The organism is Streptomyces sp. NPDC085900, assembly GCF_044540925.1.
GTDB classification, from domain to species: Bacteria; Actinomycetota; Actinomycetes; order Streptomycetales; family Streptomycetaceae; genus Streptomyces; species Streptomyces gilvifuscus.
Window position 1 is genome coordinate 512,420 of the sequence record NZ_JBITSP010000005.1, and the last position, 14,301, is coordinate 526,720.

14 protein-coding genes are annotated in these 14,301 nt (G+C 71.5%); 5 read left to right on the plus strand and 9 right to left on the minus strand.

Annotation, left to right across the window (positions count from 1 at the left end):
• Positions 1–288, plus strand: coding sequence for a metal-sensitive transcriptional regulator (locus tag ACIGDI_RS20810; protein WP_399898519.1), 288 nt, complete (start codon positions 1–3; stop codon positions 286–288).
• A gap of 30 nt (positions 289–318) precedes the next feature.
• On the opposite strand, the gene ACIGDI_RS20815 is transcribed toward ACIGDI_RS20810, so the two are convergent.
• The 3 genes from ACIGDI_RS20815 to ACIGDI_RS20825 form a co-directional block, all read right to left on the minus strand.
• Positions 319–1,065, minus strand: a complete 747-nt coding sequence (locus tag ACIGDI_RS20815; RefSeq protein ID WP_399898521.1) for a sulfite exporter TauE/SafE family protein — start codon at positions 1,063–1,065, stop codon at positions 319–321.
• Positions 1,062–1,442 (minus strand): rhodanese-like domain-containing protein, encoded by a 381-nt coding sequence (locus ACIGDI_RS20820; RefSeq protein WP_399898522.1) that lies wholly within the window; start codon positions 1,440–1,442, stop codon positions 1,062–1,064. Before ACIGDI_RS20820 ends, ACIGDI_RS20815 begins: the two co-directional genes overlap by 4 nt.
• A gap of 61 nt (positions 1,443–1,503) precedes the next feature.
• Positions 1,504–2,862 (minus strand): rhodanese-like domain-containing protein, encoded by a 1,359-nt coding sequence (locus tag ACIGDI_RS20825; RefSeq protein ID WP_399898524.1) that lies wholly within the window; start codon positions 2,860–2,862, stop codon positions 1,504–1,506.
• A gap of 179 nt (positions 2,863–3,041) precedes the next feature.
• Between ACIGDI_RS20825 and ACIGDI_RS20830 the strand changes: the two genes are divergently transcribed.
• Positions 3,042–3,446 carry a DUF302 domain-containing protein gene (locus ACIGDI_RS20830; protein ID WP_399898526.1) on the plus strand — a complete coding sequence of 135 codons (405 nt, stop codon included), beginning with the start codon at positions 3,042–3,044 and terminating at the stop codon, positions 3,444–3,446.
• Here the strand turns inward: ACIGDI_RS20830 and ACIGDI_RS20835 are convergent.
• Complete coding sequence (locus tag ACIGDI_RS20835) at positions 3,424–5,034, minus strand: hypothetical protein (protein ID WP_399898528.1); 1,611 nt, start codon at positions 5,032–5,034, stop codon at positions 3,424–3,426. The genes ACIGDI_RS20830 and ACIGDI_RS20835 overlap by 23 nt on opposite strands.
• A 322-nt stretch (positions 5,035–5,356) precedes the next feature.
• Here ACIGDI_RS20835 and ACIGDI_RS20840 point away from each other — a divergent pair, with 322 nt between their 5' ends.
• The gene (locus ACIGDI_RS20840) at positions 5,357–6,601 is read left to right on the plus strand and encodes a cytochrome P450 (protein WP_399898530.1); all 1,245 of its coding nucleotides are present in this window, start codon (positions 5,357–5,359) and stop codon (positions 6,599–6,601) included.
• Here ACIGDI_RS20840 and proP read toward each other — a convergent pair.
• Together proP and ACIGDI_RS20850 are read right to left on the minus strand one after the other, a co-directional pair.
• A complete protein-coding gene (gene proP / locus ACIGDI_RS20845; RefSeq protein ID WP_399898532.1) occupies positions 6,578–8,149 on the minus strand; it encodes a glycine betaine/L-proline transporter ProP in 1,572 nt (523 codons plus the stop codon). The genes ACIGDI_RS20840 and proP overlap by 24 nt on opposite strands.
• Positions 8,150–8,386: 237 nt before the next feature.
• Complete coding sequence (locus ACIGDI_RS20850; protein ID WP_399898534.1) at positions 8,387–9,202, minus strand: SAM-dependent methyltransferase; 816 nt, start codon at positions 9,200–9,202, stop codon at positions 8,387–8,389.
• A 212-nt stretch (positions 9,203–9,414) separates the two neighbouring features.
• On the opposite strand from ACIGDI_RS20850, the gene ACIGDI_RS20855 reads away from it, so the two are divergent.
• Positions 9,415–10,446, plus strand: a complete 1,032-nt coding sequence (locus ACIGDI_RS20855; protein ID WP_399898536.1) for an ArsR/SmtB family transcription factor — start codon at positions 9,415–9,417, stop codon at positions 10,444–10,446.
• 131 nt (positions 10,447–10,577) lie between these two features.
• Positions 10,578–11,033, plus strand: coding sequence for a hypothetical protein (locus tag ACIGDI_RS20860; RefSeq protein ID WP_399898538.1), 456 nt, complete (start codon positions 10,578–10,580; stop codon positions 11,031–11,033).
• Positions 11,034–11,098: 65 nt separating this feature from the next.
• Here the strand turns inward: ACIGDI_RS20860 and ACIGDI_RS20865 are convergent, their stop codons facing one another.
• The 3 genes from ACIGDI_RS20865 to ACIGDI_RS20875 all read right to left on the minus strand — a co-directional run bounded on the left by ACIGDI_RS20865 (position 11,099) and on the right by ACIGDI_RS20875 (position 14,066).
• Positions 11,099–11,794, minus strand: coding sequence for a DUF899 domain-containing protein (locus tag ACIGDI_RS20865; protein WP_399898540.1), 696 nt, complete (start codon positions 11,792–11,794; stop codon positions 11,099–11,101).
• Positions 11,795–11,902: 108 nt separating this feature from the next.
• Complete coding sequence (locus ACIGDI_RS20870; RefSeq protein ID WP_399898543.1) at positions 11,903–13,372, minus strand: GH1 family beta-glucosidase; 1,470 nt, start codon at positions 13,370–13,372, stop codon at positions 11,903–11,905.
• 253 nt (positions 13,373–13,625) lie between these two features.
• Complete coding sequence (locus ACIGDI_RS20875) at positions 13,626–14,066, minus strand: flavin reductase family protein (RefSeq protein WP_399898901.1); 441 nt, start codon at positions 14,064–14,066, stop codon at positions 13,626–13,628.
• Positions 14,067–14,301 lie beyond the last annotated feature (235 nt).

Here is a 14,301-nt window from a genome sequence, read left to right on the forward strand (position 1 = left end):
GTGGAACTGGAACTCGAGGGCGCGGATCTCAAGGCCGTGCTGAACCGGCTGCGCCGCGCGCAGGGTCAGATCTCCGGAGTGATCCGGATGATCGAGGAAGGCCGTGACTGCGAGGAGGTCGTCACGCAGCTCGCCGCCGCGTCCCGCGCGCTGGACCGCGCCGGTTTCGCGATCATCGCCACCGGCCTGCAGCAGTGCGTGACGGACATGGAGTCCGGGCGCAAGAACGGCGAGGATCCGGTGGCGATGCGCGCCCGCCTGGAGAAGCTGTTCCTGTCCCTGGCCTGATCACGCGGAGGGCGCCCGCCGCGCGGTCGCTCACCGCAGCGCGTCGACGAGCATAAAGGCCGCCACGGCCAGCAGCACCACCGCGAAGATCCGCTGGAGCATGTGCCCGGAGACCTTCGCGGACAGGCGCTTGCCGTCCCAGGCACCCAGGATCGCGGCCGCGATGAACGGCCCCACGACCGCCCAGTCCAGGCTCTCGACCGTACCGGCGCGCATCGACAGCGCGGCCAGCGAGTTGACGGTGATGACCAGCAGGCTGGTGCCCACCGCGTTGCGCATCCGCATCCCGAGCACGCCCACCAGCGCCGGGACGGCGAGGAAACCGCCGCCGACACCGAGGACGCCGGTGACCGCGCCGAGGCCGGCGCCCGCCGCTGCCGCCCGCCCCGGACGCACGGTCACGGCGCCGTCCGCGGCCGGGCGGGAGCGCAGCATGCGCACCGCGGCCACTCCCGCGACCACGGCGAACGCCGCCGTCAGGACGGCCGCCGGGACACTGGAGGCGAGCGCGCCGCCCAGCATCGCCGGGCCGATCCCGGCGGCCGCGAACAGCAGCCCGGTCCGCCACCGGACATGGCCGTCGCGGGCGTGCGCGACGAGCGCGGTGACCGAGGTGAGGGTGACGATGACCAGGCTCGCGGTCGTCGCCCCGACGGGACTGAAGCCCAGCAGGTAGATCAGCGCGGGGACGGCCAGGACGCTCCCGCCGCCGCCGAGCGCGCCGAGCGCCAGGCCGATCACGGCTCCGGCGGCCAGGGCGAGTATGACCGCGCTCACGCGATCGTGCCGTTGCCGCCGCGGGCGTCCACCACCGGCAGTCCCGCCGCGGCCCAGTCCCGCATCCCGCCGATCACGTCGACGGCCTGCGCGCCGCGGGCCACGAGCAGTTCCGCGGCCTGCCGGGAGCGGTTGCCCGAGCGGCAGATCACGATCAGGGGCCGCGCCTGCGCGCGGGCGGGCAATCCCGCCCCCGCGGCCAGCGCGGACAACGACAGATGCACGGCTCCCGGCGCGTGCCCGGCCTGCCATTCGTACGGCTCCCGCACGTCCAGCAGTACGGCGTCGGCCCCGCCGTCGCCGTGCCCGGTGCGTTCGGCCGCCACCTCCACGCTCACCCGGCCCGGACCGCCCCAGTCCCGTCGGAAGATGCTCATCTCGGTTTCTGGCTCCTGTTTCCCATGTCGGATCGGAAGTTCTCCACGCGCCGGCACGGCGTCAAGGGGTGCGGACGGTGAGGCCCGCCTTGCCGGCCGCGTCGAAGGAGTCGTCCACGGCGACGACGTCCCGGCCCGCGGCGTCCAGCAGGGAGGCCGCGATGGCGGCGCGCGTGCCGCCGGCGCAGTGCACCCACACCTCGCCGTCGGGGATCTCGCCGAGACGGCGGGGCAGCGTGTGGATCGGGATGTGCACCGAGCCCTCGATGAACCCGTCCCTACGTTCCGAGGCCCGCCGCACGTCCAGGACGACCACGCCGTCCCCGGCCCGTCCGGCGAGGTCGGCGAAGGTGCCCCGCGCGAAGGCGGCCGGGGCTTCGCCCTCGCGCAGCCAATCGGCCGGTCCGCCCGTGGCCGCGGCCGCGGGGCGGTCGATGCCCACCCGCACCAGCTCGCGCTGTGCGGCGGCGAGCTGCTCGGGCGACTCGGCGAGCAGGGTGACCGGCTTGCCCCACGGAATCAGCCAGGCCAGATACGTGGCGAGCTGCCCCTCCGCCTCGAAGTTGAACGAGCCGGCGACATGCCCCTGGGCGAAGGCGACGCGGTTGCGCAGGTCCACCACCCACTCCCCCGCGGCCAGCCGGGCGGCGATCTCCTCGGCGTCCGCGACGGCGGGCGGGGTCAGATCGACCGGCGCGGGTCCGGCGGCGTTGGCCGGTCCCATGTGCGTGTAGTAGGCGGGGACGTCGTCGAGGCCGGCCAGCAGGTCGGCGACGAACACGTCCACGTCCCGGGTCAGGGCCTCGTTGGACACCTTCTCCTTGCCGATCGTCGTGTCACCGCCCGAGGACTGCGTGGACGAGCAGAAGCTGCCGAAGCCGTGGGTGGGCAGTACGGCCGTCTCGTCGGGCAGCTCGGCGGCCAGCCGGTGGGCGGAGGCGTGCTGGGCACGGGCCAGGTCCTCGGTGAGGCGGGGCTCGACCAGGTCGGGGCGGCCGACGGTGCCGATGAGCAGCGAACCGCCGGTGAACACGGCGATCGCCGCGCCGTTCTCCTCCAGTACGTAGGAGGTGTGGTGCGGGGTGTGGCCGGGCGTGGCCAGCGCGCGCAGGGCCAGGTCCGTGTCGAGGGCCGTGACGTCGCCGTCGCGCACGGGTATCCGCGCGAACGACACCCGCGCGTCGGCGGGAACCAGGTAGACGGCCCCCGTGATCCGGGCGAGTTCCAGACCACCGGTGACGTAGTCGTTGTGCACGTGCGTCTCGACCACGTGCGAGATCCGCACCCCGCGCCGGGCCGCCGCCGCGATCACCCGGTCGATGTCGCGGGGTGGATCCACCACCACCGCGGTCCGCTCACCCCCCGCGAGATAGCTGCGGTTGCCGAGTCCGGCGACCTCGATCGTGTCGACGAAGAACACGAGGTACTCCCTTCCGGTGAAGATTTACCCCTGGGGGTATATCAACGACGGTAACATGAGTACCCCGGGGGGTATCCAGAGGAGCAGGGAGACCCCAGGAATCAGAGCTCGAGTACCTCGCCCGCGCCCGGACACCCGTCCCGTGCCGCGCGAGCATCCAGAAGGAACGGATCACCACCATGCGCTACGACCGCACAGTCCGCCTCGACGCCGACTTCGCCACCGCCGTCACCCGCACCCGTGACGCCATCGCCGAGCAGGGCTTCGGCATCCTCACCGAGATCGATGTCACCGCAACCCTCAAGGCCAAGCTGGACCACGACATGGAGGACTACGTCATCCTCGGCGCCTGCAACCCGCCCCTCGCCCACCGCGCCCTGGACACCGACCGCTCGATCGGGCTGCTGCTGCCCTGCAACGTGGTCGTCCGCCGCGACGGCGACGGCACCGTCGTACAAGCCCTCGATCCGAACACGATGGTCGCCCTCACCGAACTCGACGCCCTGCGCCCGGTCGCCGAGGAGGCCACCCGCCGCCTCGACGCCGCGCTCGCCGCTCTCGTCAGGACCGAGGGGGAGAACTGAGGCCGGTCGACGACGACGGGGTGGCGGCCGGGGCCGAGGAGTCGGGTGCGCCCGAACTCGGGGCCGTCGAGACCTCGCCCGAGGCCGGTGGTGCGGAACCGGGCACGCCGGTCGTCGCCGTCGCCGAGCCGCCGTTCGCCGAGGGCGACGAGGTGGCCGGGGTCGCGGACGGCGAGGTTCCCTGGGTCGGGGCGGCGGGGGTGGGTGACGTGGACGGCCGGCCGAGGGGCGTGAGGACCGCGTCGGTCACCAGGCCCTGGCCGTCCGTCGTGAGCACCACCGGGTTCCCGGAGTCGAGCAGCCGGTCGCAGCCCAGGTTGGTGAACGACTGGTTCGCGCGTGAGGCCAGGAAGCCGAAGAGGTCCGGCGCGGTTCCCGGGTCCGGCGAGGGCGCGGCCCGCAGAAGCGCCCGGTCCGCGAAGACGCGCCGGATGCCGGACGGATCGGTGAACAGCGTCCGGCAGTAGGCCGCTCCGTTCCCGTCGTCGCCCGCTCCGGTCCGGGGCATGTCGACTCCGGCGCGGTAGAGGTCGGTCTTTCGGACACTGGCGTGGCCGTCGACGAGCGTCATCGGGTCGTTCTGCGGGATCAGCGCGATCGGCGCCCGCTGGCGGGCGGCGGCGGACAGCTCGTCCAGGGGCAGGGCCGACGAGGCCCGGCCGTCGTTGGACTGGTCGGGCGCGGTGAAGGGCCTGCAGCCGAGGGCGGGGTCGATGAAGTGGGTCAGCAGGCGGTTGTCGCTGCCGTTGGTCAGGTCCGTGGGCTTCGCGCCGGCCCTACGCATGACCGCCCTGCTCGCGGCGTTGTTCTGGGCGATGCGTCCGTGTGCGTCGGCGAGATAGCGGGCGACCACGTTGTCGCTGCCGTCCTGGTCCACGACCGAGAAGTCCCGCGTGGTGGGACAGGGCCGGCCGTCCCTGGCGGTCCCCAGCGCGGGGATCCGGAGGTGCTTCTCGGCCGTCTGTACGCCGGCGGCGCGGAAGAAGGCCGGTGCGTTGCAGTAGGCGAACTGGCCGAAGGCGGAGCCCGGCACGCCGTTGACGCACCTGCCCTGCGCGAGGCTGTGGGAGCGGCCGTTCGACTTCAGGGTGAGCTGTGCGGCGTTGAACCCGAACCAGATGCCGACCGTCGAGCCCTTCGGCACCCTGGGCCGGACGGTGCTCGCGGCCGGCCTCGTGCCCCGGTCGATCACGAGCGGGTCGTAGACGGTCAGTTTGCCGTCCTTGGTCAGGATCGCGGCCTCGACGAAGGCGGCCTGGTCGGGATTGGCCTCGTGGCAGGGGCCTTGGCGCGGGTCCGTCGCGACGAGCCGGTAGGGCGTGGCCAGCCCTCGGGCGGTGAGGGGGTGCTCGGGAACGACCAGCGTGCAGTTCGGGTCGGGATCGGCGGCCCGCGTCGGCTGTGCGGAGGCTGCCCCGCCGGGTGGGCCGGGGTGCCGGTGGTGGCCGCCGGCCGCGAACACCGAGCCGGCGACGACGGCCAGGATCACGGGCCCGCCGACCACGGCGAGCGACCACTTGGACCGCGCACGGCGCCGGGCATGCTCGCGCCGCACGGAATGCGGCGCCTGCGACTTCTTCCGGGGCACTGGTCTGCTCCTCACTGCGCTTCCCACCCGTGGGCCAGCGACGCTAACAGCGCCCACGTGGACAACTCACAGCCCTTTGCCAACGAAACCGAAGCCCGGCAAGACGGCGGATGAGTCGCCGGCGACCTGAAGTCATTGATGGGACAGCGGAATTGGACTGGTGCCGTCCGAGTCGACGGTGACGGAGGCGTTCGGCGAATTTGCGCCGGCGACATCGCACGCTTCGGGCCGGAAACCGGCGCCGCCGTCACCTGCCTCTGTTCCGGGCCACCGCGGAAGGAAAGGATGGGGGTGACGGACCAAGACGACGGACAGAGGCCAGATGACGCAGACGGACACCACGCACATCACTGACGGCCCGGTCGACCTCGGTGCCTTGGGCGAGGACTTCACCCGCGACCCGTACCCCGTCTACGCGCGGCTGCGTTCCCGTGGGCCGGTGCACCGGATCCGGATGCCCGGAGGCGGGGAGGGGTGGCTGGTCGTCGGGTACGAGGCCGGGCGGGCGGTGCTGGCCGATCCACGGCTGACGAAGGACTGGGACAAGGCCTCGCCCGCGCTGGGGATGACCACGGTCGCGGCAGGCCGTCACATGCTCTCGTCCGACCCGCCCCACCACACCCGGCTGCGCAAACTGGTCGCCAAGGAGTTCACCCCGCGACGCGTGCAGGCCCTGGAGCCGTGGGTACGGCGGATCACCGACCGCCTGCTGGACGCCATGCTGGCCGCACCCGGCGGGCGCGCCGACCTGGTGGCCGCCCTGTCGTTCCCGCTGCCGATGTCGGTGATCTGCGAGCTCATCGGCGTACCGGCACTGGACCGCGAGGAATTCGCCGCCGCGTCGAACACGGCCGTGTCCTCCCCCGACCCCGCCGAGCAGCGCGAGGCGGCGAGGACGACGTCCCGGTTCATCGGGCAGCTCCTGGCGGACAAGCAGCGCGAACCCGGCGACGACCTGCTCAGCGCGCTGATCCGCACCTCCGACGAGGACGGCGACCGCCTCACCGCGAACGAACTGACCGGCACCGTCTGGTTGTTGCTGGTCGCCGGGTTCGAGACCACCGTCAACCTGATCTCGAACGGGGTGCTCGCGCTGCTCAGCCACCCCGACCAACTGGCCCTGCTGCGCGCCGAACCGTCCCTGATCGACAACGCGGTCGAGGAGATCCTCCGCTACGACGGCCCGGTCGAGACGCCCACGTACCGCTTCACCACCGATGCCGTGGACATCGCCGGCACCACCGTCCCCGGGGGCGGGGAGCTCGTCCTGGTCGCCCTCGCCGACGCCGACCGGGACCCGGCGCGCTTCCCCGACCCCGACCGGTTCGACATCCGCAGGGACGCCCGCGGGCACGTCGCCTTCGGCCACGGCATCCACTACTGCCTGGGCGCCCCGCTGGCCCGGCTGGAGGCCCGGGTGGCGATCGGCGCCCTGCTCCGGCGGTGCCCGGACCTCGCGCTGGACATCCATCCGGCGGCGCTGACCTGGCGGGGCGGGGTGCTCATCCGCGGCCCGCTGCACCTGCCGGTGCGGTTTTCGGCATCAGTGCCCGCGCGAGTGGGCTGAGGACTCCGACTGCGGGACACCCTCACGCTGTTGTGCGGAGACGCGGTACAACTCCTGCGAGGTGGTGATCAGTTCCTGTCGCTCCTCCCGCGAACCGACCATGGGCTGCGAGCCGTTGAGCGGGACCTGTGCGGTCTCCGGCAGGAACTTCACCGTCACCAGGCCGATCACCCCGGCCAGCATCAGGTAGTAGGCGGGCATCAGATCGTCGCCGGTGACGTTGACCAGGGCTTCGGTCACGAGCGGGGTGGTGCCGCCGAACGCCGCGACCGCGATGTTGAAGCCGATGCCCATCGCGGCGTACCGGACGGCCGTCGGGAAGAGCGCCGGAAGGGTGGCGGCACTCGGCGCGGCGAAGCAGGCCAGCAGCGTGGACAGGATGAGAACACCGAAGACCGGCGGCCACGTTCCGGACATCTTGATCAGCAGGAAGGAGGGCACCGCGAGCACGATCATCGCGGCCGCGGAGACCCCGTAGACCGGACGCCTGCCGATCCGGTCGCTGAGGCGGCCGATGAAGGTGATCAGCACGACGATCCACACCATGCCGATCAGGACCAGCAGGTCGGCGGAGCCGCTGGACCGGTTCAGCGTCTCCGTCTGATAAGTCGGCAGGAAACCGGTGACCATGTAGTTCGTGACGTTGTAGAGGAGCACCAGCCCCATGCAGATCAGCAGCGGCCGCCAGTACTTGGTGACGATGGACTTGAGCTCGCTGCCCGCCGACTCCTGGGCCATGCTCTTCTCCTGCTCGTCCAGCTGCTGCTGGAACGCCGGCGACTCCTCCAGCTTGAGCCGCATGTAGAGGCCGATCACGCCCAGCGGCCCCGCGATCAGGAAGGGCAGACGCCAGCCCCAGGCCAGCATCTGGTCGTCGGTGAGCGCCAGGTTCAGCACGGTCACCAGTGCGGAGCCGAGCGCGTAGCCCACGAAGGTGCCGAAGTCCAGCCAGCTGGAGAGGAATCCGCGGCGCCGGTCCGGTGAGTACTCGGCCACGAACGTGGTGGCGCCGCCGTACTCGCCGCCGGTGGAGAAGCCCTGCACCATTCGGGCGACGAGCAGCAGGATCGGCGCGGCGATGCCGATCGTCGCGTAGCTGGGGATGAGGCCGATGGCGAAGGTGCCGATCGCCATCATGATCATGGTGGTGGCCAGTACCTTCTGCCGGCCCAGGCGGTCGCCCAGGGGGCCGAAGACGAGACCGCCGAGGGGCCGGACGACGAACGCGGCCGCGAACGTGGCGAACGACGAGACGACCTGCGCGCCGGGCGAGGCCCCCGGGAAGAAGACCTTCCCGATGGTGGCGGCCAGATAGCTGTAGACGCCGAAGTCGAACCACTCCATGCAGTTGCCGAGCGCCGAGGCGCCGACCGCGCGCCGCAGCAGCGGCGGTTCGACGACCTGGACGTCGTCGGCACGGAAGGCGTGCTTCTTGCGCCGCAGTCGGCGCGTGAGCTCCTCGCGCACCTGCCGGGGCAGTTCCGCGACCGCCTTCGGCACCTGCGCCGGCCTCGGATCGGACGCTCCGTCGGACACGGCCCCGGCCACGCTTCCACCCTCTTTCGACCACGTGCTGCTTCGCTGAGGCGAATTCTGCGGCAGGCGCGAGCCCGCCGCACGCCAGGCTTCTGCCCGTGATCGTTGAGGTCACACGTGTGAGATCGGCGCCCGGGGCGGCACCGCGCAGCGCCTTCGGCGCACTGAAGCGGCGCAAAGGGCGGGTTGGGTCGCGCGGAGTACGGCCCCGGGGACGTGGGTGCCGTCGTCGGGTACGGCCGTCGCCGGTCAGGGCTTGCGGGCGAGACCTCCGTGCTCGGCGATGACCTCGGGTGCGGGTGAACCGGGCTCGGGGCGCCACTGGGTGACCGACACGACGCCGGGGTCGACGAGTTCCAGGCCGTCGAAGAACCGGGTGATCTCCTCGACGGTGCGCAGGTTGTAAGGAACGGCACCGCTGTCGTTGTAGGCGTCCTGGGCCTGTTCGAAAACGGGGTCGATGCCGCGTGAGCCGTCGTTGATGGAGAGGTAACTGCCGGACGGCAGCGCGTCCATGAGCCGGGCGACGATCGCGCGGGCCTGGTCGTAGTCGGCGACGTGACCGAGGATGTTGCTGAGGATGAGCGCGGTGGGGCGTTCGAAGTCCAGCGTCTCGGCGGCCGCCGCGAGGATGCGGTCCGGGTCCGTGACGTCCGCGTCGATGTAGGCCGTCGCGCCCTCGCGGGAGGAGTAGAGCAGGGCGCGGGCGTGGGCCAGGACCATCGGGTCGTTGTCGACGTAGACGATCCGCGCCTCGGGGGCGATCCCCTGGGCGACCTCGTGGGTGTTCTGGGCGGTCGGCAGGCCGGTGCCGACGTCGAGGAACTGCCGGATGCCCGCCTCGGACACCAGATGGGTGATGTTGCGGCGCAGGAAGGCCCGGCTGCTGCGGGCGATGGTGACGATTCCGGGGAAGACCGCGGTGTAGGCGTCGCCGGCCTCCTCGTCGACGGGATAGTTGTCCTTGCCGCCGAGCCAGTAGTTCCAGATCCGGGCCGAATGCGGGACCGAGGTGTCGATCGTCTGGCTCAGAACTTTGTCGGGCCTCGCCCCGGGGTCGGTCATCAGCCGCTCCGCCTTTCACCACAATGAGATCGAGTCACCGCACAACCTACGCCCCAACGCCCCCCATTCGCCTGCGGGTTCGACCTTTCCGACGGTTGGTTTCGCCGTCGTGGCCAACCATCGGCAGGTGTCAGTCGTCACCCATGACGACGTGTACCGCTGGTACGCGTTCCGCCCTCGGCCCACCCCCCACAGTCCAAGAGAGAGGCCGCATGCTCCGCATTCACTTCACGCCCGAGGACTTACAGAACATCCGGATCTCCCGCCGTCCCGATCCGCTGTGGGAACTGGTCTGCGCGACCTGCCGGCTCCCCACGCATCAGGGACCGCTGGAGTTCGGAGCCTGGCGTCGCTCCGTCCGTGAACGGCTGACCGACGACCCCATGTCGCAGCGCGCCGTGCTCGCTCTGCAGACACTCGTCCCACCCATCGGATACATCCCCGACTTCCTCACCCCGTCGTCCGACCCGGAGGGAGGTCTGCCCGCGGCCCTGGAGGAGGTGGGGGCCACTCCCCCGAGCCGTCTGCGGCACGAGTTGACCAGGCTGGGCACGGCGCGACCGCTCCCCGCGTGGACCACGGCGCTCGGCCGGCCGGACGGCCGCAGCATGCGGTCGCTGGTCAGAGCCCTGGAGATCTCCTCCCGGGCGTTGCTCGAACCACGCTGGCCGCACGTCCGCAGGGCCATCCACGACGAGATCGACCTGCGTTCCCGGATACTCCTCGACGGCGGCGTGCTCGCCCTGCTGGAGAGCCTGCGTCCGCTCGCCCAGTGGAAGGCGCCCGTCCTGGAGGTCGACTACCCCACCCACCGCGAGCTCCATCTGCAGGGCCGCGGCCTGCACATCGTGCCGTCCTACTTCTGCTGGCGCAGGCCCACCGCCCTCGCCGACCCCACCCTCGGCCCCGTCCTCGTCTACCCCGTCACCGCACGGCCGCTGGACGTGACCGGCCTGCGCCACGGCGGACTGGACAGGCTGCTGGGCCGCACCAGGGCCTCGGTCCTCACGGAGGTGGCCCGCGGACGCACCCGTACCACCTCTGAAGTGGCGACGGCCGTCGGCATCGCGCTGCCCAGTGCCAGCTATCAGCTCAGCGTGCTGCGGGACGGAGGACTGGTGGCGAGCCATCGCGAGGGGCAGTACGTCCGCCACTCGGTGACCCCCATGGGCCACCGCCTTCTGGACGGGGACGCGGAGAGACTGCAGGAGACGGGTGTGGGTTCGGCGCTCGGCCGGGCCTGAGGACCGCCTTGCGGCCCCGGCACTTCGAGCAGGTTCGAAAAGCTTCAACCGGGCCGGTGAGCGGGCCATCATCACCGGCAGATCGACGGCCGTACGGCCGAACGGCACATCGCTGACCAAACGGGGGAACCATGAGATCGATCCGCGAACACCGCCTTGCCCGTCGCGCCGCGACGGCAGGCCTCACCCTGATGACGGCCGCGGCCCTGGGGACCGCCGGAGCCACCGCGTCCAGCGCCCACACCGCGGCGCCGCAGACGCAGCAGATCGCCTCCTCGGTGCTCGGCAGCACCTACAAGATCACCCTCACGGCGGTGAGGTCGACGCAGGACGAGTACGCCGCCTCGGTACGGATGCAGGTGTACACGCACTCCACCGGCGCCTGGAAGGAGTCCGACCGGGTCACGGTGGGCGAGGCCGACGGCTGGTTCTGGTACCCGCTCACGGGTGACGGTGCCGTCTGCGAGTTCTCGACCGCGAGCACGGAACCCGCGCCGGTCGCGGTCAGCCTGACGATCACGCCGTCCATCGGCTGCTCCGGCTCGCTGCACTACGTCGTGAAGCAGGGCAAGGTGTACGCCGACTGACGGTGACCCGGGGGCCGGTCGGTGCGCGGGGCGACTTCTCGCCCCGCGCACCGGCCGTTTCGTGCTCAGGCGCCGGCGGTTGCGTCGCCGTAGAGCGCCGCGATGTCCTTCGACGTCGCCCACCGGCTGTAGGTGGGTGACTGGGGCCAGCCCTCGGGCGAGTCCTGCCACTCCTCCTGCCGCCCGTAGGGCAGGAGGTCGATCAGCGGGAACGTGTGACTGAGTTGCTCGGTGCCCCGGCCGTCGGTGTGCCAGGTGCGGTGGACCCGGTCGCCGTCCCGCAGGAAGACGTTGACCGCGAATCCGCCGCCGGGCGGTGCGCCGACGTCGGCGCCGAACGGGCTGTCGGCGGTCGAGTACCAGGTCATACGGTTGCCGACGCGTCGCTTGTAGGCCAGCGCCTCCTCGATCGGGCCCTGGGTGACGACGACGAACCGGGCGTCGTAGTTGTCCAGGAACTCCAGGCGGGTGTACTGCGAGGTGAATCCCGTGCAGCCCGGGCACTGCCATTCCTGGCCGGCGGTCCACATGTGGTGGTAGACGATCAGTTGCCTCTTGTCTTCGAAGACGTCCACCAGCCGGACCGGACCGTTCTCGCCCTCCAGGACGTAGTCGGGCATCTCGACCATCGGCAGGCGCCGGCGCTCGGCGGCGATGGCGTCGAGTTCCCTGGTCGCCGCCTTCTCGCGGGCCCGCAGTGCCTGCAGCCGGTGTTCCCACGTCGCGGCGTCGACGACGGGGGGTAGTGCGTGGGCTGTCATGGTTCCCTCACAGAACTCGTAGGCGCTTGTCCTCCAGGACGGGTAGACCCCGGCCGGCCGCGGAACTCATCGGTCGACCCGCCCGGGGGCGCACGAGGGGGGCGGGCGTCAGTCCGCCGCCGGGCCTTCGGTCGGCACCGGCGGTATGCGGCGGGTCGCCGCCAGTTCGCCGAACCAGCGGGCGCTGTCCTTGGGCGTGCGGCGCTGGGTGTCGTAGTCGATGTGCACGATGCCGAAGCGCTTGGAGTAGCCGTAGCCCCATTCGAAGTTGTCCATCAGCGACCACACGAAGTACCCGCGCAGATCGACGCCGGCGGCGAGCGCACGGTGGGCGGCGGTGAGGTGGCGGTGGAGGTAGTCGACGCGCCGGGGGTCGTGGACGGCGCGGGTGCCGTCGGCGCTGACGGAGAGGTGGTCGTCGAAGGCCGCCCCGTTCTCGGTGATGACGACGGGCCGGCCGGGGAAGCGGGTGTGCAGGTCGAGGAGGAGTTCTTCGAGGCCGTCGGGGTCGATGTTCCAGCCCATGGCGGTGTGCGGGCCGTCCTGTGCGAGGAACTCGACCTGGGGTGAGCCGGGCCAGGGGGAACCGCCCATGTCCTTGTGGCCGTCGTTGTTCTGCCGCGGGGTCGCGCCGTCCCAGAGGCGGACCGTGGTGGTGGCGTAGTAGTTGACGCCCAGCAGGTCCAGGGGCTGGTGGATCCGGGCCAGGTCGCCGTCCTTCACGAAGGCCCAGTCGGTGATGCCGGCGGTGTCCTCGACGAGGTCGGGCGGGTAGTGGCCGCGCAGCATGGGTTCGGTGAAGGAGCGGTTGGCGAGGGCGTCGATGCGGCGCACGGCCTCTTCGGCGCCGTCGCCCTGGCCGCGCAGGACATGGAAGTTGAGGGTGACGGAGTACTGGGGGTCGTTGGTCGCGGTCGCCCTGAGCTGCTGGATCGCCAGACCGTGGGCGAGGTTGAGGTGGTGGACCGCGGTCAGGGCGGCGGCGCCGTCGGTGCGGCCGGGGGCGTGGGCCCCTGATCCGTAGCCCAGGTAGGCGGAGCACCACGGCTCGTTGAGGGTGGTCCAGATGCCGACGCGGTCACCGAGGGCCTCGCCGACGACGCGGGCGTAGTCGGCGAAGGCGTGGGCGGTGTCGCGGTTCGTCCAGCCGCCGGTGTCCTCGAGGGCCTGCGGCAGGTCCCAGTGGTAGAGGGTGGCGACGGGGGTGATCCCCCTCTCGAGCAGGCCGTCGACCAGGCGGTCGTAGAAGTCCAGGCCCTTGGGGTTGACCTGGCCGGTGCCGGTGGGCAGGACGCGCGGCCAGGCGATGGAGAACCGGTAGGCGTCCAGGCCCAGGGAAGCCATGAGGTCGAGGTCCTCGTCGAGGCGGTGGTAGTGGTCGGCGGCGACGTCACCGGTGTCGCCGTTCCACGTCCTGCCGGGAGTGTGGGAGTAGGTGTCCCAGATGGAAGGACCGCGACCGTCCTCGTCGGCGGCGCCCTCGATCTGGTAGGCGGCCGTCGCGGCGCCGAGGAGGAAGTGTGCGGGGAATTCGGGCTGCTGCGCGGAGTCGTTCGGCATGCACATCTCTCTGGTCATGGTGTCCGTCGGTACCACCCCGACGACACGGTCAGTCCGGTACGGCCGAGTTGCCCGTGACGCATGTGCTGTCGTACCCCCCGGTGCCGCCGCCCTTTGGCGCGGCTGCCTGCCCGTGCCGCCGTTCGGCGGCCCGACCTGCACGGACGACGCTACAGACGGGGGGACGCGGACCGACAGTGCGGACGAGCAGCGAAACTTTCGGATCGGCGTCCGGGCTGCGCGGGCGCGGCCGGACGCACCGGCGCCGGCGTCAGTCCACGGGATGTCCGGGGGCGATGTCGAGCGCCTCGCGCAGCCGCAGCAGGTGCCCCTCGGTCCGCCCGCCCCACTCCACGGGCTCGAGGACGAACCCCACGTGATCACCGTCCTCGACCCGTCGTCCGACGGTGCCGACGAACCACGCCGCGGCGTCCTCCAGTACGGCCGTCCCGCCGTGTCCGCTCCGCCACCGCACGCGTGCGAACTTGTCGGTCCGCGCACCGCACTCCCCGCCGAACAGCTCGGCCAGATCGTGCTGTTCGCGGTCGAGGAGGTGGACGGCGAGGAAGTCGGCAGCGCGGGCGACCTCGTAGGTGTGGTTGGCCGTGGACAGCCACACCATGAACCGCACCGGCCGGATGGAGCACTGCGAGAAGAAGCCCACCAGGCAGCCCGCCCGCCGCCCCTCGGCGGCGGCCGTCACCACACACATCTGTGGGTTCAGCCGGTCCGTGAACGCGTCGGCCCCTTCCACCTGCCATCACTCCCGTCCTGTGTCCCAGCCCTTGCGGCACCAGCTCACCACACTCGTGCCCGCCCGTCCCGCCCCTTCACTTCCCGAAGCGGCCCGCCGCATACATCCAGGCGGCAACTCGCTTCCCTCAACTCTTACTTCACATCTTGACGGAAGTGGTCCGTACCTTTAGTTTCACCGGGCGACCCACCCC